This window comes from Hyphomicrobium sp. (assembly GCF_041659645.1).
Classification (GTDB): Bacteria; Pseudomonadota; Alphaproteobacteria; order Rhizobiales; family Hyphomicrobiaceae; genus Hyphomicrobium_B.
Genome location: NZ_JBAZXX010000006.1, coordinates 23,463 through 43,332, shown reverse-complemented (window position 1 = coordinate 43,332; position 19,870 = coordinate 23,463). Strand labels below are relative to the sequence as shown.

General features: G+C 59.7%; 19 protein-coding genes. 9 read left to right on the top strand and 10 right to left on the bottom strand.

Translation table 11 applies throughout. The features are described 5' to 3' along the window. Window positions 1-16: 16 nt before the first annotated feature. Window positions 17-499, bottom strand: a complete 483-nt coding sequence (locus WC811_RS19840) for an MSMEG_0572/Sll0783 family nitrogen starvation response protein (protein ID WP_372647175.1) — start codon at window positions 497-499, stop codon at window positions 17-19. A gap of 318 nt (window positions 500-817) precedes the next feature. On the opposite strand from WC811_RS19840, the gene WC811_RS19835 reads away from it, so the two are divergent. Continuing rightward, window positions 818-2,209 (top strand): PLP-dependent aminotransferase family protein, encoded by a 1,392-nt coding sequence (locus WC811_RS19835; RefSeq protein WP_372647174.1) that lies wholly within the window; start codon window positions 818-820, stop codon window positions 2,207-2,209. A gap of 75 nt (window positions 2,210-2,284) precedes the next feature. On the opposite strand, the gene WC811_RS19830 is transcribed toward WC811_RS19835, so the two are convergent. From WC811_RS19830 to WC811_RS19820, 3 genes are all read right to left on the bottom strand, one after another. Beyond that, a complete protein-coding gene (locus WC811_RS19830) occupies window positions 2,285-3,943 on the bottom strand; it encodes a L,D-transpeptidase family protein (protein ID WP_372647173.1) in 1,659 nt (552 codons plus the stop codon). Window positions 3,944-4,203: 260 nt separating this feature from the next. Further along, entirely contained in the window at window positions 4,204-4,659 is a 456-nt protein-coding gene (locus WC811_RS19825; protein WP_372647172.1) for a hypothetical protein, read from the bottom strand. A gap of 306 nt (window positions 4,660-4,965) precedes the next feature. Continuing rightward, window positions 4,966-5,196 (bottom strand): hypothetical protein, encoded by a 231-nt coding sequence (locus WC811_RS19820; protein ID WP_372647171.1) that lies wholly within the window; start codon window positions 5,194-5,196, stop codon window positions 4,966-4,968. Between WC811_RS19820 and WC811_RS19815 the strand changes: the two genes are divergently transcribed. Together WC811_RS19815 and WC811_RS19810 are read left to right on the top strand one after the other, a co-directional pair. Continuing rightward, a complete protein-coding gene (locus WC811_RS19815) occupies window positions 5,186-6,565 on the top strand; it encodes an undecaprenyl-phosphate glucose phosphotransferase (protein WP_372647170.1) in 1,380 nt (459 codons plus the stop codon). The two genes, WC811_RS19820 and WC811_RS19815, sit on opposite strands and share 11 nt — an antisense overlap. Before the next feature lie 246 nt (window positions 6,566-6,811). Further along, a complete protein-coding gene (locus tag WC811_RS19810) occupies window positions 6,812-7,591 on the top strand; it encodes a DUF1194 domain-containing protein (protein ID WP_372647169.1) in 780 nt (259 codons plus the stop codon). Between the two features lie 16 nt (window positions 7,592-7,607). Here the strand turns inward: WC811_RS19810 and WC811_RS19805 are convergent, their stop codons facing one another. The 5 genes from WC811_RS19805 to WC811_RS19785 all read right to left on the bottom strand — a co-directional run bounded on the left by WC811_RS19805 (window position 7,608) and on the right by WC811_RS19785 (window position 12,602). Next, on the bottom strand, window positions 7,608-7,808 hold the full coding sequence (locus WC811_RS19805) for a hypothetical protein (RefSeq protein WP_372647168.1): 201 nt from the start codon (window positions 7,806-7,808) through the stop codon (window positions 7,608-7,610). A gap of 111 nt (window positions 7,809-7,919) precedes the next feature. Next, window positions 7,920-8,732 carry a formylmethanofuran dehydrogenase subunit C gene (locus WC811_RS19800; RefSeq protein ID WP_372647167.1) on the bottom strand — a complete coding sequence of 271 codons (813 nt, stop codon included), beginning with the start codon at window positions 8,730-8,732 and terminating at the stop codon, window positions 7,920-7,922. Further along, window positions 8,732-9,637, bottom strand: a complete 906-nt coding sequence (fhcD, locus tag WC811_RS19795; RefSeq protein ID WP_372647166.1) for a formylmethanofuran--tetrahydromethanopterin N-formyltransferase — start codon at window positions 9,635-9,637, stop codon at window positions 8,732-8,734. The genes WC811_RS19800 and fhcD overlap by 1 nt, the downstream gene beginning before the upstream one ends. Then, window positions 9,634-11,298, bottom strand: coding sequence for a formylmethanofuran dehydrogenase subunit A (locus WC811_RS19790; RefSeq protein ID WP_372647165.1), 1,665 nt, complete (start codon window positions 11,296-11,298; stop codon window positions 9,634-9,636). The genes fhcD and WC811_RS19790 overlap by 4 nt, the downstream gene beginning before the upstream one ends. Before the next feature lie 20 nt (window positions 11,299-11,318). Further along, entirely contained in the window at window positions 11,319-12,602 is a 1,284-nt protein-coding gene (locus WC811_RS19785; protein WP_372647164.1) for a formylmethanofuran dehydrogenase, read from the bottom strand. A 223-nt stretch (window positions 12,603-12,825) separates the two neighbouring features. On the opposite strand from WC811_RS19785, the gene WC811_RS19780 reads away from it, so the two are divergent. From WC811_RS19780 to WC811_RS19765, 4 genes are all read left to right on the top strand, one after another. Beyond that, entirely contained in the window at window positions 12,826-13,371 is a 546-nt protein-coding gene (locus WC811_RS19780) for an SRPBCC family protein (protein WP_372647163.1), read from the top strand. Between the two features lie 72 nt (window positions 13,372-13,443). Continuing rightward, the gene (locus WC811_RS19775) at window positions 13,444-14,334 is read left to right on the top strand and encodes a YncE family protein (RefSeq protein WP_372647162.1); all 891 of its coding nucleotides are present in this window, start codon (window positions 13,444-13,446) and stop codon (window positions 14,332-14,334) included. Between the two features lie 184 nt (window positions 14,335-14,518). Further along, window positions 14,519-15,208, top strand: a complete 690-nt coding sequence (locus tag WC811_RS19770) for a hypothetical protein (protein ID WP_372647161.1) — start codon at window positions 14,519-14,521, stop codon at window positions 15,206-15,208. Further along, window positions 15,205-15,582 carry a hypothetical protein gene (locus WC811_RS19765; protein WP_372647160.1) on the top strand — a complete coding sequence of 126 codons (378 nt, stop codon included), beginning with the start codon at window positions 15,205-15,207 and terminating at the stop codon, window positions 15,580-15,582. Before WC811_RS19770 ends, WC811_RS19765 begins: the two co-directional genes overlap by 4 nt. 78 nt (window positions 15,583-15,660) lie before the next feature. Here WC811_RS19765 and WC811_RS19760 read toward each other — a convergent pair whose 3' ends face one another. After that, entirely contained in the window at window positions 15,661-16,629 is a 969-nt protein-coding gene (locus WC811_RS19760; protein WP_372647159.1) for a quinoprotein relay system zinc metallohydrolase 2, read from the bottom strand. 446 nt (window positions 16,630-17,075) lie between these two features. Between WC811_RS19760 and WC811_RS19755 the strand changes: the two genes are divergently transcribed. Together WC811_RS19755 and WC811_RS19750 are read left to right on the top strand one after the other, a co-directional pair. Beyond that, window positions 17,076-18,896, top strand: coding sequence for a methanol/ethanol family PQQ-dependent dehydrogenase (locus tag WC811_RS19755; RefSeq protein ID WP_372647158.1), 1,821 nt, complete (start codon window positions 17,076-17,078; stop codon window positions 18,894-18,896). A 289-nt stretch (window positions 18,897-19,185) separates the two neighbouring features. After that, entirely contained in the window at window positions 19,186-19,851 is a 666-nt protein-coding gene (locus WC811_RS19750) for a c-type cytochrome, methanol metabolism-related (RefSeq protein ID WP_372647157.1), read from the top strand. Window positions 19,852-19,870: the final 19 nt, after the last annotated feature.

The following is a 19,870-nucleotide window of genomic DNA, read 5'->3' as shown; positions in this document are numbered from 1 at the left end:
TCCGGTGAGGGCGGCGTCAAAGGGTCCAGGTGTCGAGGATGAAGGCGTTGGCCTTGCGGTGGAGCAGGACGAGATCGAGGACGTCGAGCGGGCTGATCGGTTTGATCCCCGGAATGAGCGACGGCTCGCCGTGGCCATAGAGGGCCTGGAGCGCGAAGCGGCAGGCGTAGACCTTGCCGCCTTCGGACATGAACTTGACGATCTGGTTGTTGAAGTTCTGATGGCCGGGGAAGGCCTCGTCGCCAAGGGTCGGGAAACCACGCTGGACGCCAAGCGTGACGCCGGGACCGTAAAGCAGGATGGCGGTTTCGAAGCCCTTGCGCAGCAGGCGCGTCGCCTGGAGCAGGTTCACGAAGCCGATGGAGCCTTCGAAGGCCACGGTGTGGAAGGTGACGAGGGCTTTCTCGCCAGGATCAGCCTTGACGTCCTCAAAGACCTTCTCCTCGTAATCGACGAGGTAGTCACCTTTCTGATGTGCAGGTTTCATCACGGCGGGCATTGTCCACTCCTCTTTTCATCGGTTGCTAGGGATGCCTCCCGTTGGGCGAACATCTGAGGAGAATGGTTAGCAACGACCGTGCCAGATTGACTGTAGTTAGAAATGCCAGCGATTGCGTTTTAAATCCATTCATGTATGCATTCAATTTGTCTGGCTGATGCACAACCTGGGGGCGCAATGGTGCCCGGTTGGGCTAGGCAAACAGGTGTTGCATCATGTGTGTTCGCCACGCTTATTTCGCGCGCGCACTCGGGGTGGGACTTGCGAAGCGTCGCATGAGGAAACAGAATTGATTGACACGCAAAGCGGGTGATTGTCTTGGATGCGATCGACTGGGTTCCAGATCTCTCTACACGCGAGAAGCCTCGATATCTGGCCATAGCCGATGCGATCGAGGAGGAGATCCGTTTGGGCCGTCTTGGGCCGAGTGATCGACTTCCGCCGCAGCGTGAGCTTGCGCGGCGTTTGAATATCGATTTCACGACGGTCGCACGCGGTTATGTCGAGGCGCAAAAGCGGGGCCTCATCGAGTCCCGCGTCGGGCAAGGGACGTTCGTCGCTTATGTCGAGCGACGGGGGAGAAAGGCGGCTGCTCCGCGCGAAGACCTCGTCGACTTGACGATGAATCTGCCGCCGGAACCCGACGATCCGGTGCTCATCGACAGGATGCAGAGCGGCATCGAGTGGATCAGCCAGGATATCGTCGCGCTGCTGCGGTATCAGAATTTCGGCGGCTCGCGGATTGCGAAGGAAGCGGCGACGAATTGGTTGGGGCGCAGAGCGCTGGTCCCTTCTCACGACCGGCTTTTCATAACGCCCGGCGCGCATCCAGCGATGCTTGGAATTTTCAGCACGATCGCGAAGCCGGGCGATGTCGTGGTGTGCGAAGCGATCACCTATCCGGGAATGAAAGCGATCGCGGCGCAGCTTGGCTTGCGGCTCATCGGCATTGCGATGGATGATGAAGGAATAGATGCGGCGGCTCTCGAAGAGGCGTGCGCGAAGCACAAGCCGAAAGCGCTCTACCTCAATCCGACGCTGCAAAATCCGACGACGATTACGATCTCCGAGCAGCGGCGTTCCCAGATCGCGGCCGTTGCGCGGCGGTATCGACTGCCGATCGTCGAGGATGATGCGTATGGTTTTATAGCTCCGAATGCGCCGCCGCCGTTTGCGGCGTTGGTGCCGGAGCTGACGTGGCACATCGCGGGACTCGCCAAGTGTCTCGGCGCCGGGCTGCGGATGGCGTATGTTATCGCGCCCGACATCAAATCGAGCTGGTCTGTCAGTTCGGCGATCCGGTCCGCGACTGTCATGGCGTCGCCGTTGACGGTGGCGCTGGCAACGCGATGGATCGAAGACGGCACGGCGGACGCTATTCTCAAGTCGATCCGGACGGCGACGCAGGCGCGACAGGAGCTTGCCGCCGAGATCCTTCAACCGGGAAGCTTCAGGGCGGACCTTTTAAGCTTCAATATCTGGGTTAATCTGCCAAAGCCTTGGACGCGCTCTGCCTTTATCGGGCAAACGGCGCGCTCAGCTTTGATCGGCATCGTCGCGAGCGATGCGTTCTGCGTTGGCATCGAGCCGCCTGAAGCCGTTCGCATCTGCCTCGGCGGTCCTCTCGATTACGAAGGCGTGCGCGCGGCGCTGGAATATACCGCGCATGCGCTGGACCAGTCGCCGGCGATGGCCTCGAATTTCCTATAAACGCGGAATGCGCTCATTCTTGCGCGCGTGCGAACAGCGACGGTCTTAGCCTTGGTGGCGGCGACCGTCTGTTGTTCACCACCAGCCGAAGAACGACTTCTGGCGCGGATACATCTGGCGGCGTCCATAGCGATCGTAGCCGTAGTAGTAGTCGTCGGCGCTATCGGACATTAAATTATCGTTCCGGAACATCTGCTTCGGCCGCTTTTTGATGCCGCCCTGTGGTTCGCTATTGATGAGAACCACAAAATCCGTCGCTTTGCCCGTTTCCTTGCTCATCGGTTCATCCGAGATGATGATCGATGATCCCGGCCATACGGCGCTGGAGAGTTTTTCGGCGACGTCGGGAGGAATGGTTATGCGATCGAGGGCGGCGCTCGCCTTGGCGACATTGGTCTGCGCTGGGACGTCGGCGTCGCTCAAACTATGCTTATTGTCATCATTGTACGCGTAATCGGCGTCGCGGTGCTCAAGCGATACCGCGGTCCAGCGGACATCCTTGCCGCCGTTCGTATAGTCGACGGCAGTATAGACGTGCGTCCCGATCGGCTTATCCGGATCCGAGATTGTAATCGGGGCATCGAATACGGGCTCGTAGCCCTGACGCACATACAGCCGTTGGGTTTTCAGGCTGATGAAGACCGACATCGGCCGCGCTTTGCGCCTGGCTTCGTTGAGCGTCGCGACCGCTGCGTCGCGCGCAGCCAACGCGGGTGCTGCTTCGCCCATTGCCTTTTGCAATTCGGTGTCGGCGGCCTTTAGGGTTTCGGTCGCGGCGGCAACTTTGGCGGCGGCTTCGCCCGCGCTCTTGGCCGCACGGTCCTTAGCTTCGGTCCATTTCTTTTTGGCTTTGTCTGATTTGGCGTCGGCTAGGCTTTTGTCGGCCTTCGCAACGCGGCTATCGGCGGATTTCTTGGCTGCTTCCGCTTTGCGGAGAGCCCTTGCGGCTTGGTCGCGCGGCTCTTTCTTATCGGCGATGGTCTGTTCCATCTCCTTGGCCTGGTCTATGGCGGCGTCGGCTTCGATTTTCTTACCGTCAGCAAGGGAATTCAAGGCGTCGAGTTCGGCCTGGCGGGCCGGCCAATTGCGAAGGTTTGGCACGAACGCGTTACCGGTATCGCCGTCGTCTTGCATTGGGTCCTGGTAGGACATCGGGATGGCGACCGCTGACTGCACGGCCTGAAGCGCCGTCGGTTTCATTAGCAAGGGATGGGAGATCTCGACCGGCGCGACATTGTCATAGGCGACGACGACACGCATCCCGACTTTTGTCAGCGGGAAAAGGCGTTGCGCAAAGCTGTCGGGCATGCGGACGCACCCGTGCGACGCGGGATAGCCGGGGAGCTGACCGGCGTGGAGGGCGATTCCCGACCATGTAATGCGTTGCATGAAGGGCATCGAGGCGTCGTCGTAGAGGTTGGAATAGTGTTCCTCTTCCCTTTGGAGCACGCTGTAGACGCCGACGGGCGTTTCATAACCGTCGCGTCCGCTGGAGACGCGCGAACTCATCGAGCCGCCTGCAGCGTCGTAAATGGATACACGCTGGTCCCTGATCGAGACGATGGCCATCACTGGCGGCCCGGAGAGAGTATCCTGTAGCGTGTCTTCAACCGGCTGCGGGCGCCGTTTGCCCGCATCGGCGGCATCGAAAGCCATGCTCGTCGCCAATGCTGCCAGTGCGATCGTCGCGAACCGTCCGATCAAATGCTTACGCTGGAGAGGCAAGTGGAACATTTTTTAGACCTTAAGGGTGCAGCCCGAGGCGAGAAAACGGAGAGTTACAGAGTAGTCTGAAGGTGGTTGCGTATTAATTAGCGCGTACTCGGCGCCCAATATTATCGCCTCAGTGTGTTGCTGCAAAAACGCAGATGCAACACTTAACGCGCAATCTGGTCGATCGGTTGACCGACCCAAACAAAAAGAGACCCCCACCGCATCTCTGCGCTGGGGGTGCGATTGCATAAATGCCGGGACGTGTATCGGCGCGAGTTCGGTCAATAATCCGGGCAGACCCACCGGTGGTAACGGCGGCTCCAAAGGCAATTGTCGTCATCGTCGTCGTAGAAGCCGTCGTCATAATAGAAATATGGGTAGCCGCCGATGAAGAAGCGATGGCGGTGATGATGGCCATGACCGTGGCCGTGCCCGTTTTGGAAATGGCGGCCGTTTGCGAGGCGCATTTGCGCTAGCGAGTGGCCGGCGAAATGGGCGCCATGCATTCCTCCACCGTGCATTCCTCCGCCGAACCCGCCACCGTAGAACCCACCTCCACCGTGGCCTCCTCCACCATGGCCTCCACCGCCTCCGGACCGCGCTAGGACGGTCAGGCTGCCCGCGTCTCCCGAGCCGATGTAGACGCCGGGATCGATCGGTGATGCGATTGCGGCGCAGGCCGCTACCGACAGAGCGAAGGCTCCGGCGGCGAACGAGAATAAGAGTCGCTTGGACATCATTGTCTCCTTGCTGGAGTGCGATTGCATTCGGCCTTCATGCCGTCCGTTGACGGCGGCGTTCGCGCGCAGGACTTCGGGGCCTGGAACGTGGGGGCGCGGTCGCGTCGCATATGGAAGACCGACGAACGGGAGTCTCGCCCGTTAGCCATAACGTAGGTACCTGCGGTCTGAACGCCTGTTCCCAAGGGAACAGTCTGCGAGGGTTGCTCTGCTGCGGTTTGGGCCCGGGGCCAGATGTCTCGTCTTGCGACGCTGCACAGGTGTTTATTCACCGTGATGCGCTCGATTGCTGGTGCGTTCGAGTTATACCGCAGCAACAGCCATTTCGTTTACCAGAGCCTTACGTCCGCGCTCGTATGCCATGGATTGGCGCTTTGCTGAGTACGCGGTCTGCGTGATGCTTGAGAAATCTGGTTCGGCCCGATCAATCGTCGATGTGAACTCGTCGTCGCGGTCCTCAAATTGGACGCCGGGGCTGAGGTCGCTTTTCTTCGACCGACTGGGAAATGCCTCGCGGCCGAGTTTGCTTTTCACCGTAGCCGCCGCCGACGCTGTCTCGGTCGTCGCGGCGTGGCCGCTGGCCAATCTCTTGCTTTACGAAAGCTTCGAGTCGACGTGGAGGAGTTTTTCGGCCACCGCATTCGTCGCGGTTGTGATGATCGCCGTGCTTCGCTGGCAATGGTCCTATACGATCCCTTCGCTGCGAAAGTTCTGGCCGCAAGTCCTCAAGGTTTTGATCTCGGTCGGCGCAGTAGCGCTGGGCGTGTCGGGCGTCGTTTTTCTGTTCGACGAAACGTCCGTCGCGCCGCGCGAGATCGGGGTATGGATGGAGCTTTCGGCTCTGTTCGTTTGTTTCGTCCGTTTCGTAGCGGCCGACGTGGTTCGTCGCTTGACCCGTGCCGGTGTTCTTGTGCGGCGCACGATCATCGTCGGCGGCGGAAAGGATGCGGAAGATCTTATCCGCGAACTCAACGCCGATGCCGACAACCATCTGCAGATTCTCGGCATCTTCGACGACAGGCAGAGCGACCGGGCGGCAGGAGATTTCGGTGGTGTGGCGCGGCTCGGAACGTTCGAAGGTCTGACGGATTTCTGCCGCAAGGCAAGCGTCGACCTGCTGATCGTTACCGTCCCGACGCGCGCCGAAGAGCGTCTGATGCAAATTCTCGACAGGCTTTTTACGCTGCAAGTCGATGTGCGGATCTCGGCGCTGAATTCCAAGCTTCGCATGAACTCGCGAGCCTACAGTTTCATTGGCAACGTGCCGATGCTCGCCGTGATGGACAAGCCGCTGAGCGATTGGGATTGGGTGCTAAAGAATATCGAGGATCGACTGGTTGCGTCGCTGTTGCTGATGCTTGCTTCGCCGGTCATGGCCGCCGTCGCGATTGCGATACGCCTCGACAGCAAAGGTCCGATCATTTTTCGCCAGAAGCGGTACGGCTTCAACAACGAGCTGATCGAGGTATTGAAGTTTCGCTCACTGTACGTCGAGGGTCAGGATACGACGGGGAGCAATGTCGTGACCCGCGACGATCTGCGAGTGACCAAAGTCGGCCGCTTTATTCGGCGTGCAAGCCTCGATGAGCTGCCACAACTCGTCAATGTTTTGAGAGGCCAGATGTCGCTCGTGGGTCCGAGGCCGCATGCGACAGGCTCCAAGGCCGAACGGGATCTCTTTGAGGATGTCGTCGAGGGTTATTTTGCTCGCCACCGCATGAAGCCCGGTGTTACGGGGTGGGCGCAGATCAACGGCTGGCGGGGCGAAACTGACACGCGCGAGAAGCTCGTTCGCCGTGTTGAGTATGATCTCTATTATATCGACAATTGGTCAGTCCTGTTCGACCTTTACATCATCGCGATGACACCCGTTTCGCTTCTGACGGGGAAAAACGCCTATTAATTCGGGGCTTGTGCGCGGCGTCTGCCTTATGGCCGACATGATCCCGAACCGCAGCGATGCTACGCGTTGTTCGGCTAGCGCGTCGCAGGGGGTTATCGCGGTTTGGCAATAGGTTTCCATGCGCCGGGTATAAATGGCGGAATCGCCGAGGACGGCTTGGCGGAAAAATTCCCGTTTGCTAGGCTTCTCACCGGTTCGGCGGTCGCGCCGTGCTCGTGCCCGCGGGAGTTTCGCATTTTCAATTTCATGAGACGGGGACGGGCGGCAATCGCTGCGGTCATGATGGCGGCCGGCTGCATAGGCCTGCCAGCGTTGCCGGTATCCGCGCAGGAGGGGTCTCCGGTCGATACGGCTCTCATCGTCTCCGTCGATGTTTCGAACTCGGTGGATCAAGCCCGCTATCGGTTGCAGATGGAGGGCATCGCGAAGGCGCTTGAAGATCCGGGTGTCATCGAAGCCATCACCGGCGGGTCGGCGGGCGGTATTCTATTTTCGATGGTGACGTGGGCCGATACACCATCGTTTGTCATTCCGTGGATCAGGATTGCAAATAAAGCCGATGCTCTGGCGGCGGCGAAGCGGGTGCGGTCGCTGCCGCTGCAGGGCGGCGAGTTTACGTGCATGACGCGCATGCTGCGCTCGGTGAACGACAAGATCGTTCCGCAGATTCCGGCGAAAGCCGCGCGCGTGATCGTCGATGTTTCGGGCGATGGGCCTGACAACTGCAACGCGGAGGAGCCGATAGACTCCGTCCGCAATGAACTTGTCAGCAATGGCGTGACGATCAACGGACTGCCGGTCCTGCTCGACACACCGGAAGATTCGGCGATGCTGCCGAAAGCGATTCCCGGCGGACCGCCCCCCCTCGAACAATGGTACCGCGCGCACGTCATGGGCGGCCCAAGCAGTTTCGTGCTGCCCGCGCTGGGTTACGGCGATTTCGAGCGCGCGATCCGGCAGAAATTCGTCATCGAGGTCAGCGCTCTGACTTCGAAGACGTATTCTCTCGCGACATCGGGACGATAGCTCCGAAGCGCAGCGGCTAAATCTTTTCCTCACTGGCGGATCCGCAGCGCCAGCGTTTGACAGCCCAGCCCGGATGCTCTTCCGACCATTTTGCGAAGTGTGGTGGTGCTTGAACCATGCACGTCATGGGATCGATGTCGGAATCTATCGGGATTTTGTAGTCGCGACAGACGTTTGGATCGGCCGTGAGGCAAGCGGACAGTATGATTGCAAGCATGAATATGCTCCCGGTAAACGCGCTGTTATAGTATCACCATACGGTGACGGTGCGTTTCCTGGATTTGTTTCACGGGTCTGAAAGCAAAAAAGAGCGGCCGGCGGCGGCTGATTACCCCGCCGGCAACAGGATTTCGCCTCGTCCGATCGTTGCTGTGTCGCCGCCAATCTTCTGGACAAACAATGGCATAGGCTTCGGAGCCAAGTCCCCGAGCGTCGATTTCAGATAGCGAGCAATGACGCGGATGATCACGAGATCGTGTTTGCCGCAATCGACGAACGTCGGCAGCAGGCTCTCGACGCTCGGACCGATCAGTGTGCCGCGGCGCATCATGAGGCCGGGATCGCGACCAAATCCGCCTTCGGCCCAGATCGTGCCACCGATCATGCGGGAGCCGGCGCCGGGACCGGTCTTGCCGCGAACGATAACGGTCCCCCGCCGCATCTTGTCTCCGGCGCGAGCGCCGATGTTGCCTTCGATCACGGCCATGCCGCCGAGCATTCCGAAGCGCTCGCCGGTTTCGACCCCGCCGAGGTTATCGCCTGCGTTGCCTGAAACGAGGATCATTCCGCCGGTCGAGCCGGATGCCAGATAGTCGCCGGCGTCACCGTGAATTTCGAGCTTGCCGCCCGACATTTTTCTGGCGGCGAAAGAGCCGACATTGCCGACGACCCGGATCGTGCCGCTGTCCAATCCGTCGCCGACGAAGTCGATTGCCGGGGTTGCGCCTTCGATGGTGAGGGTTTCGCCTGCTTCGCCGGAAATGTCGAATGCGTCGCCAAGCGCGACGCCGCCCTTTTCGATGCCGACGTTAAGGCGGGCGATCTCGTGTGACGATAGCGCTAGAAGCTTCGACGGCGTGATGCCTGCGAGGTTGATCCGCTCTGTCGCGGGCGCCTTAAAGCGCAGCTTGAGGCCGCTCATCAGATCAGATCCTTCAGATGATAATGATGCTGTCCGAGCTTGCCGCCATAGTTGCCGGCGGTGATACGAGTGACGCCGCGTTTTGCGCCGATATCCGTCACGGCCTTGAGGCCGATGCGCATGGCGTCCGCGACGGCTTTGGACGTCAGACCGTCGATAACGATTTCGAGGACGGCGAGAGTGTCGGGCGCCAGCTCGCTGTGCTTGATCGTACCGCGCAGCGTCGGGCAAAAGGCGTCGTTGGATGACGCGTGCATGCCGGCGTATTTGGCGCCGACCTTCGAACCGGAGCGAACGATGCCGCCCGGAAACGGCGTGATGACGTCGTCGACTTTGGCGATGGCCTCGACCGCAGCTTCAGCCGTTTCGAGCAGCCCGGCGCGATCGCGGCCGAGAATGAGCATATTGCCGCCGCCAACGGCATCGGTCGTGACGCCGGTGTCTTCTTCGATGATAAATTCGCCGTCCATGACGGGTATACGCCAGTAGCGGCTGTCGCCTAGCTTTTTGGCGGTCTGATAGCCGTCTCCGAACAGGCGTGTGCCCTTTCCGAGAGGCATCGTCTTCTCGGCCTTCAGGCCCGCGTAACATGCGGAGCCTGGGCTCGTCAGCACGCACTGACCGATACGATTACGGACCTGCGGAATAAGCGCGTCGGGGGAAAAGCCGAAAATCAGGATGCGGACGCCCGGACGCCCGTCAGGCGTTTCCTCGGGCGTCAGTTCCTTGTCGATGCCGCACTCGGCGCCAGCGCCGATGACGGAGGTTCCAAAGCCCGTCGCGACGGTTGCCGCGATTTTCGCCCACTTCATGCTGTCGGCGGTGATGATGATGCCGGTACCGCTCATGCCGAAAGCTTCGGCGAAGGTATCGTCGATCGTTATGCCATTGACCGTCTTGCTCATGCCGCGCGTGCCCCGGTCGGTTGGATGATCAGCGAACCACGGCCGCCGTTGATGATTTCATCGTCGGAGAGGCGGAAGTTGTCCATCCGCATCGTATGATAATCGTCGAAGTAGGGTTTGAGAGATTTCTCGATGCTGTGATCGTAGGTCGGCCGTGCGACATGCGTCGCGCCGTTGACGACCTTGATGATCTTGCCGTTGCGGACGATGAGCTCGCCGTTCTTGAAGAGCAATTCCGGCGTCGTGAACATCGCTTCGCGGTCGGGGTTATCGTCATAGACCGTGATGTCGGCCCAGGCGCCGACGCCGAGTTGGCCGCGATCCCGGAGGCCCAGGCTGCGTGCCGGACCGGCGCGGGTCATGATCGCGATTTCGTAGAGCGAATATTCGCGGTCGAGCGACCCCAGCGTCGAATACTTCAGGGCATCCGGATTGATCTTCTGCATCATATCGTTGCGGAAGCCCTTGTCCATCAGTAGGCGGATCAAGTGCGGATACCAGGTGAACGGACCGCCGTTCGGATGGTCGGTCGTCAGGAACAAGCGCCACGGGTCGTTGATGAGCAGGAACAGCTCAAGCCCGATGGCCCACTGCAGCGCGTTGACGAAACTCTTGTCGCGATACTTGAAGGGAACGACGCCGCAACCCGCATCGCACTCGATGTCCATCACGACCCACTTCTTCGGGGTCGCGGACCGAGAGGTTATGAACTGGCGCATGGAGTCGCCGGAAGCAGTGCAGGTCTGTCCGAACATCACCTGGCCGACGTCGCAGGAGACGTTCTCGTTGGCGTTGATCGCTTCGGCGACCGGCGCGGCGGCGGACGAGAACTTCAAGTCGCCTTCCGTGCCGTAGCTGTGAAACTGAATATGGGTCAAGTGGATCGGCAGGCCCTCGGCGCCTTTGATCGTTTCGAGCGTCGTTTCATATCCGCCCGGAACACCGAGGTTGCAGCCGTGGATGTGCAGCGGATGCACGACGCCCAATTCTTTCAGCCCGCGTGCGAGCGTCACTATGATATCGCGCGGGGTCACACCGTAATAGACGTGCTTCTCGTTGAGATCGAGTTTGCGCTGATTGAACTTAAAAGCGCTGATGCCGCCGGGGTTGACGACCTTGACGGCGATCGCCTGCGCCGCGTGCATCGTCCAGGCGATGTAGTCCTTGATCGCGGAGAAGTCTTTCTTGCCCGCGAGTTGGCGCAGGAAAAAATCATCCGAGCCGAGCATCACGAAGGCGCCCTTATCGATGATCGACGTGTCGGCCATCTCCATGTGCGCTTGGCGGGCGTTCGCCGGGAGCATCGCGGGTTCGAACGCCGCGGTGTAGCCCATCTCGGCGTAGCGATAGCCGGTCAGCATCGTCGAGGGGACGGCGTGACCGACGCCGGCGCGCGTCAGATCGGTGCGCGCAACGGTGTCGTGCATGTGATCTTCGGGCAGCATCATGCGGGCGATCGTCATCTTGCCGCCGCCGATGTGGGAATGCGGATCGATGCCGCCCGCCATCACCACCTTGCCATGGACCGCATATTCATGCGCCACCTTGGCATTGGGTTCCGGCGAAACGATGCGGCCGTTTTCGATGTAAATATCGCGGATCTCGCCGTCGACCCCATTCTCGGGATCGTAGACTTTGCCGCCGGTGAGCTTGATGAGCATTCTCGATCTCGGAATTTGGCCTAGAGGGCAGCTTCGATTTTTTCGAGTACGTCTGCCGCGCGGGGAAGCGTCGACTGGCGGAGTTTTTTCAGCGGCAGCGAGACGACGTTGTCAACGCGAACCATCGTGCCGGAATGATCGAGGCCTGGCGTCCCGACCGGAATGTAGACCTTCGGCTGTCGCGACGGCTTAATGCCGGGAGCGGCAAGGAAGATCGTGGGGACGTCGGTTTCCGGCTCCTTGAGGTCGGGCGAGAACGACGAGAGCCACAGAAGCATATCTGCTTCCTTCGCGGCCAGCAGACGATCGGCCGAGTACCGCACGGGGTCGTAGTCGGCCTCGCCGGTCGCGAACGAGACGCGAAGCGGGAAGCCGGACTGCCAGCTGCAAACGGCGCCAGCGGACGTCGCGCCATCGTTGCCGCCGAGGGAAAGCCCGGCGAAGCGCGACGTTAAATTGATCTCCTTCACGAACTCGGAAATCGCCTGGACCGTCAGGTCGGCGTTCGGGAAGGTGAGGCTCGGCGGTGCCCAGAGGATAACGCCGTAGCTCGCGGCTTTGCAGCGGGCGAGAAGGTCTTCGATGTCGGCGCGCGGCAGGCCGGCGATGGTGTCGCCCGAAACCGTTGCACCCTTGTTCATGGCGCGCATTGCATCGAGAATTTCAGCGATGCGATCGCCTTTGACCGGGATCGTCACGACTTCGCCGATACGGTTGCCCTTAAGCGCGGATTGATCAAGGGCTTCGCCGAGAAATACGACCGTCCGCTTCGGTGGATTGTCGGAGAACATCGAGGCTTCGTTGCAGACGACGCGTTCGAAGAAGCGCGGATGAAGCTTATGGAGGTCGCTGCCCGCGATGATGAAGAGATCGGCGCGGTTGCGCGCTTCGGTCAGCGTCGTCAGCACCCAGCCGCTCGATTGGAGCACCTTGAAGTTGCGATACTGTCCTTCGCTCAGCGCATGGTCGAGGATGCCACCACCCTTTTCCGCCAGCGCGATCGCGGCGCGAATGCCGTCGACGTCGGTTCCGAGGCCGCCGAAAATCGGCAGGCGGCTGTTCTTGATGAGGCGGGCTGCAGCGGCGATGGCTTCGTCGAGCGATACGTCCTTGCCGTCAATCTGCGGCTTGGGCTCGCTCAGCGGCCGCTCGAAACCGGCGACCGATTTAACGCAGCCGTTCTTGAGGACTTTCAGCCCATCATTGGAAGGGCCGATCTCGAGATCGTCGCAAAGGATGCCGCAAAACGGGCAGGCGACGTTCTCAAAATGGTTCGCGCCGTTCCTCGACTTTTCGGATTCCAATTCGAACTCCTCATGGACCTGGGCAGCGGGCGACCTTGGATTCGACCAAAGTACGCTGGCGCAGGTAAAGCATCGTTGTGCAAACGGTCAAGCACGCCGAACGGGCATATCGAATGCGACACATTTTGCCGTCTTTTCGTCGCTACCGAAGGTGCCTAATGTCCCCCCGCCCGCTCGCGGGCGCCGATTGCGCCCGCGCACTAGAAATCTCCGGAGGAAATGTATGCTGAAACGCTTGGTGATCGCCGCCACGATCGTCGGCCTTGCGCCGCTATCGCTGTCGGGCGCCGCTTGGGCCCATGGTCCGTCGCGTCAGAAAGTGACCGAAACAATTGAGATCAATGCCCCTGTCGACAAGGTTTGGAAGGCCGTTGGCAACTTCCAGGACATGAGCTGGCTGCCCATCGTCGCGAAGACCGAGGGCAAGGGCGGCAACGACGTTAACGCCACCCGGGTTCTGACGCTAAAGAGCGGCGGCACGGTCGAGGAGCAGCTCGACAAGTATAGCGCTGAAGATCACGTGTACGCCTACGAGATCACGAAGGTCGATGTGAAGGTGCTTCCGGTCAACGATTACTCGTCGCACATCACCGTCGAAGCCGACGGCGACAACAAATCGACGGTGACGTGGTGGGGCGGCTTCTATCGTGGGTATATGCTGAACGATCCGCCGCCGGACCTCACGGACGAAGTGGCTCTCAAGGCCGTAACCGACCTCTACAAGGCGGGGTTGGACGGGCTGAAAAAGAAGGTCGAGGGCGGCGGCTGAGTGCATAAGGGCCGGCTTGTTTTTCGGGCGGTGAAATTAGGGCTTGGCCTTGTCGCGTCATGCGCAGCGGTCATGCCCGGTTTCGCGCATGAGGCGCTTCTCACCGCTCAGCCATCCGACAGCCTTTCCTTCGTCGATCTCGATTCGATGAAGGAGACTGCGCGGATCGCCGTAACCGGCAAACCGGTGGGAATCGCGCTTTCACCTGATAAAGCGACGGCCTATATCACTGCGCCTGACAGCAAAGAGCTGATCGAGGTCGATGCCGTCTCGCGCAAAGTCACGCGGCGGCTCTTCCTCGGCGGCGGACCGGTCGGCATTGCTGCGCATCCGACGCGTCCCGAAGTTTATGTTGCCGATTGGTACACGCATAAGATCATCATCGTCGATACGGTGACGTTCAAGACGATCGGTGACGTCAAGGTCGGGGATTCGCCGTCGGGCCTCGCCGTCACGCCGGACGGCACGTTGCTGCTGTCCGCCGATCGCGACAGCGACGCGGTTTCGATCGTCGATGTTGCGAGCCGGAAGGTGTTGGCGTCCGTTCCGGTCGGAAAACGGCCGTTCGGCATTACGATCGATGCCAAGGGCGTGCGGGCCTATACCGCCAACGTGAAGAGCGACGACGCGACGGTCATCGATATTGCGGCGAGGAAGGTCGTCGGCAGCGTCAAGACCGGACGGCGTCCTTACGCCGTGGCCCTCGCCGGGGGCAGGGGCTTCGTCACGGATCAATACGGGGGGACGGTGACGGTCTTCGATTTGGGGACGCTCGCGGTCATCAAGCGCATCGATACTTGCGACCATGCCGAGGGGATCGAGGCCGACAAAGACGAGAAAAATGTCTATGTCTCCTGCTGGGGCGAGAACGCGCTGCTGCGCATCGATCCCGATAAAATGGTCGTAACCGGTAAGGCTGCCGTCGCGGACGGCCCGCGCGCTTTCGGGAAATTTCTTCGTTAAATAGGCAGTGTTACCAGCTTGTAAGTTGTGAGTTGCCGATCTTCCGGCAACCTTCGGCAAATCTTGCAAACCCGGCAAGCGGCTCCTGGTCTTTGCCAGAAATGGCTCATTCTCTGGTCAAGCGGTCCTAGTCCCGCTAAATAGCCGGGAAAATTACCTAGACGATCTAGGAGGATCGCCCCTTATGACCAACTTCTTGTTCCGCCAATTTGGTTTGGCGGCTTTTGCCATCATGTGTCTTAGCACTGCTAGCGTCGCGGTCGAGACGCCGAAACCCGCCGATATTCTGTTCGAGCGTCCCCATATCGCGTCCGTCGCCCCGGGAACCGACCTCGTCTATAAATTCGAGCGCAAGCCGTCAGACCCCAAGGTGATGGGAGAAGGCTTTACCGACGACATCACAGTCAAGATTTTGAGCGACGGGGCACCGGGCAAGAAGAACGTGCGTTTGCAGATCTACTCCGGCGATCGGGCGCGGGATCCGCAGGACATCACGGATATGGACGGCAATCCGATGCTTATTGTCTATCTCGACAATGCCGTCTCGCATTTCCGCCTTCTCGCCGGTGGCGATGCCGCCTATCTCAAGGGAATGTTCAAGAAGAGCTTGGGCGATGGCGCAACCATCACTCCGGTCAAGATCGACTATAAAGGCCAATCCGTCGACGGCTATCGCATCAGTCTGACGCCATATATCGACGATCCGGCCAAGCCGAGAATGAACGGTTACGAAGGCTCGACGTTCACAATCGCGCTATCGGATAAGATCCCGGGCTATTTCGCGAAGATGGTTTCGGACTATACGAACACCAACAAGACCGTAGCGACGCTCGTGGAAACAACGACCCTCGAAGGCGTGGGAGAGGTCAAATGAGATATTGGCTAACGGCTACCGCCGTAGGACGTGGGCTTCTCGCGATCGCCGTCATTCTGGTTTCCGCCTCGGCGGCGCGCGTGTCGGCCCAAGAATTGCCGTCGAACGACTATCCGACGGTCGCTCGCGCGGACTATGTCTACGCCTGCATGGCAGTCAACGGACAGACGCGTGCGATCCTCGAGAAGTGCTCGTGCTCGATCGACGAGATCGCAAACATTTTGCCTTACGACCAGTACGAGCAGGCTGAAACGCTGATCTCGGTCGGCCTTCGGGGCGGCGAGAACGTCGCGTGGACGCATTCGCCGGAATTCCAGGAAAAAATTAAAAACATGCGCCGCGCGCAGGTCGAAGGCGAGCTTCGTTGTTTCTGATTTAGTTGGCCCCTCGTTTTAATATCGTGCCCGGCGACTCCCCTCCGGGGGCCGGCCGCCGGGCACGATATAAAACATCTATTCCCATTCGAGTTCGGTGAAGGCCGCCGTGACGTTGCGGGGGTGATGCTCGTCAAAGAGCGCCCACTTACCGCGCTCTGATTGCCCGGCCGTCGCGACGGCATCTTCGATCGTTTTTCCTTCTTTGATCATCCCGCGCACATCGGTTGCGAGAACCGTCAGATAGCGCTGGACGGGCAGAATAGCGTCGGGCCAAGGCATCGACTTTGGGCCGTGGCCGGGGACGGCGCGGTCGGCTTTCTCCTGCATCAGTTCGGGCATGAGCTTGATCCAGCCGACGATCGAGCCGTCGAGAGTCGGGATATGGCCCGAAAACAGCAGATCGCCGAGGAAGAAGGTTCCGGTCGGGTGGTCGAAGATCGTCAGATCATTATCGGTGTGTGCGGTCGGCCGCGCCTTGAGGGTCAGGACGCGATTGCCGAGATCGAGTTCGAGGCCGTCTTTGACGAGGACGGTCGGCGGGATGATCTCTGTGCCCTTGAAGGAGGCTTCGCCGAGGCGCTCGCGGGCGTTCGTCAAATAGCTCTCCTTGCGCGCGTAAAGGGCGGCAGGAAGCTTGTAGTGGCCGACAAATTCGGTGCCCGCCGCCTGGAATGCGGCGTTCCCCATGACATGATCGGGATGCATGTGGGTGTTGATCACATAGCGAATGGGCTTGTCGGTGATCTGGAGGATCGCCGTGTGAAGATCGCTCCCCATCGCGAATGAGCCGCTCGTATCGATGACGGCGACGGCCGACGATCCGACGATACAACACGGGTTGGAGATGTCGCCCCGGTTGGTCTCGTTAACCAACTGATATTTGCCGACATGGACAAAGATGCCCGGCGCGATTTCGAGCACCCCTATGCGTTCGGCTTCGGCGCGGGAGATGCGGGGAAGTAGCGGAAGTAATGCTGCAATCGCGGCGCCGCGGAGAAAGTCCTTGCGGGAAGGTTTGCTAAGAAAAGGGGGAACATCAATCATGCGGACCGGCCAAATGAGTTTGTCGGCAGTATGGACCCCCAGAATTGGGAATTTGATTTCCCGTTTTCACGAAATCGCGAGGATTCGTGATCGGAAGACGTGATTTTCACGGACGTCGGACAACTAGACGTGCGGTGCACCATTTTTGGTGCGACGCAATTTCCTCCCGTAAATACAGGGGTATTTTGGGTCAGAAGGGTTGTCCTAATTTGCCGCACGAGAATGATCGTCGCACTACGTGTTGCGACTTGAAAAAAAAGATGTCTACATGCCCCCGTTCACGAGGACTGCCGGTTTCTACACGGTTTCGTGAAGAACTCCTTCTCCGGCCGGGCAAAGACGGGAAAAAATCCCGCAATTCCTGAGATCGGCGCTGGGAGATATCGGTAGTCTCCGGGTTCGACTTGCAAGCGTGGCAAGACTTTTCTCAAAACGGAGGAAGCGCAATGCGCAAAAGTGCATTCGCATGCGGTTTGCTCGCAACAGTCGCGTTCTCGGCGTCCGCATGGGCGAACGAGGATGTGATCAAGTTGTCGAGCGATCCGAATAACTGGGCTATCCAGTCCGGTGACTATGCTGGTACTCGCTATTCAAAGCTTGACCAGATCACGACCGAAAACGTCGGTCAGCTGAAAGTGGCATGGACGTTCTCAACGGGCGTTCTTCGTGGCCATGAAGGCGGTCCGCTCGTTATTGGCGACGTGATGTATCTTCATTCGGCATTCCCGAACATCGTCTTCGCTTTGAACCTCGCGGACGAACAGAAGATCATCTGGAAGTACACGCCGAAGCAGGACCCGTCGGTTATTCCGGTGATGTGCTGTGACACGGTCAACCGTGGCGTGCAGTACGCTGAAGGCAAGATCTTCCTCCATCAGGCCGACACCGCTCTCGTCGCTCTCGACGCGAAAACGGGTAAGGAACTGTGGAAGGTCGTCGACGGCGATCCGAAGAAGGGCGAAACCGGTACGGGTGCTCCGCTTGTCACGAAGGACAAGGTGATCATCGGTATTTCGGGCGCGGAATTCGGCGTTCGTTGCCACGTCACCGCTTACGACATCAACAGCGGCAAGAAGGTTTGGCGCGCCTACTCGATGGGTCCCGATTCCGACATCCTCGTCGATCCGGAAAAGACCATGTCGCTCGGCAAGCCAGTGGGCAAGGACTCCTCGCTCAAGACCTGGAACGGCGATCAGTGGAAGATCGGCGGCGGTTCGACCTGGGGCTATATGGCCTTCGATCCGGACCTCAACCTGATCTATTACGGCACGGGTAACCCGTCGACCTGGAACCCCGCTCAGCGTGCGGGACCGGATGGCAAGCCGATCGATCAGAAGTGGTCGATGACCATGTTCGCTCGTGACGTCGACACCGGTGTGGCCAAGTGGGCATACCAGATGACGCCGTTCGACGAATGGGACTATGACGGCATCAACGAGCCGATCCTTGCCGAACTCGACATCAAGGGCGAGACGCGCAAGACGGCGACGCACTTCGATCGTAACGGCTTCGGCTATACGTGGGACCGCGTTACCGGCGAGCCTCTCGTTGCCGAGAAGTATGATCCAGTCGTCAACTGGGCAACCGGAATCGATCTCGACAAGTCGAGCCCGCATTACGGTCGTCCGATCCGCGTAGCGAAGTACTCGACGTTCAAGAACGGCGCGGACTTCAACACGAAGGGCATCTGCCCCGCGGCTCTCGGTTCTAAGGACCAGCAGCCAGCAGCCTTCTCGCCGCTGACCAAGCTGTTCTACGTTCCGACGAACCACGTTTGCATGGACTACGAACCCTTCAAGGTCTCGTACACGGCTGGTCAGCCTTACGTTGGCGCCACGCTGTCCATGTTCCCGGGTCCGGATAAGCCTGAGCGTATGGGTAACTTCATCGCTTGGGACGGCGCACAGGGCAAGATCGTCTGGTCGAAGCCTGAGCAGTTCTCGGTTTGGTCGGGTGCTTTGACGACAGCTGGCGGCGTTGCTTTCTACGGCACGCTCGAAGGCTACTTCAAAGCCGTCGATCAGAAGACCGGCAAGGAACTGTTCAAGTTCAAGACGCCGTCGGGCATCATCGGCAACGCAATGACTTACTCGCAAGGTGGTAAGCAGTACGTAGCCGTGTTCTCGGGCGTTGGTGGTTGGGCCGGTATCGGTCTTGCCGCTGGCTTGACGAACCCGACCGATGGTCTCGGCGCCGTTGGTGGCTATGCAGGTCTCTCGGAGTACACGAACCTCGGTGGCTCGCTCACCGTATTCGCCCTCCCATAGGCCACGAGCCTGAAAATAGGGGAGCCGGTGCGGGGAAACCTGCGCCGGCTCTTTGCTGTGAAATATGCCCCTAAAGACGGATGGCCGAAAAAACACCTTTCAACAAAAAGGCTCAATCTGCTAAACGGGTGCGGAAAATTGCACTTGTTTCCCGTCTGCGGATGCCGGGCCGTTATCCGGCCAGCGTCCCACGGACCGTATCTCTCAAAACCCAAATCAGAATGGGTTCTTAAAAAGACTAGGGCGGTGGCGATCCACGCAATTCAATCCACAGGAGAAGAGGAACCTCGTGAACAAGTTCATTAAGACACTTGCAGTCGCATTGATCACGGTCGGGGCTGTAGGAGCTGCCGCTGCGAAGGAACAGGCCAACAGCAGCGCTGCCGCGGCACCCGCTGCCAAGCTGATGCAGGTTGCCGAAGACGCGGCTCCGAACCCGGATGATCCGAACGCGCCACCGCCAGGATCGCGGAAGCCCGACGGCGATGCCGTGTATCCGAATCCTGTCAGCGATCTTGCGAAGAAGGACGGCATCAAGTTCGAGGATGGCCGTTATCGCAACAAGGATGGCGATCCGGTGCCGGTCGTGACGAAAGACTATATGGTCGACTGGGGCACCTGGAACGGCTTCCGCCGTTATCATGATGCGTGCCACGTTTGCCATGGTCCGAACGCGCTGGGCAGTACGTTCGCGCCGGCTCTGGCCGACTCGCTGAAGACGATTGACTACAACACCTTCATTGCGACCGTCTCGAGCGGCAAACGTGAAAACAGGGGCGGCACTGATTTCGTCATGCCGTCGTTCGGCGAAGACAAGAACATCATGTGCTACATCGATGATATCTACTCATACATCAAGGCACGCTCGCTCGGTACCTTGCCGCCGGGCCGCCCGAATGGTCGTGAAGATATCTCGCCTGATGCGAAGAAGGCTGCTGACGATTGCACGGGCTGAGGCCTGGAAGTTTCTCCAG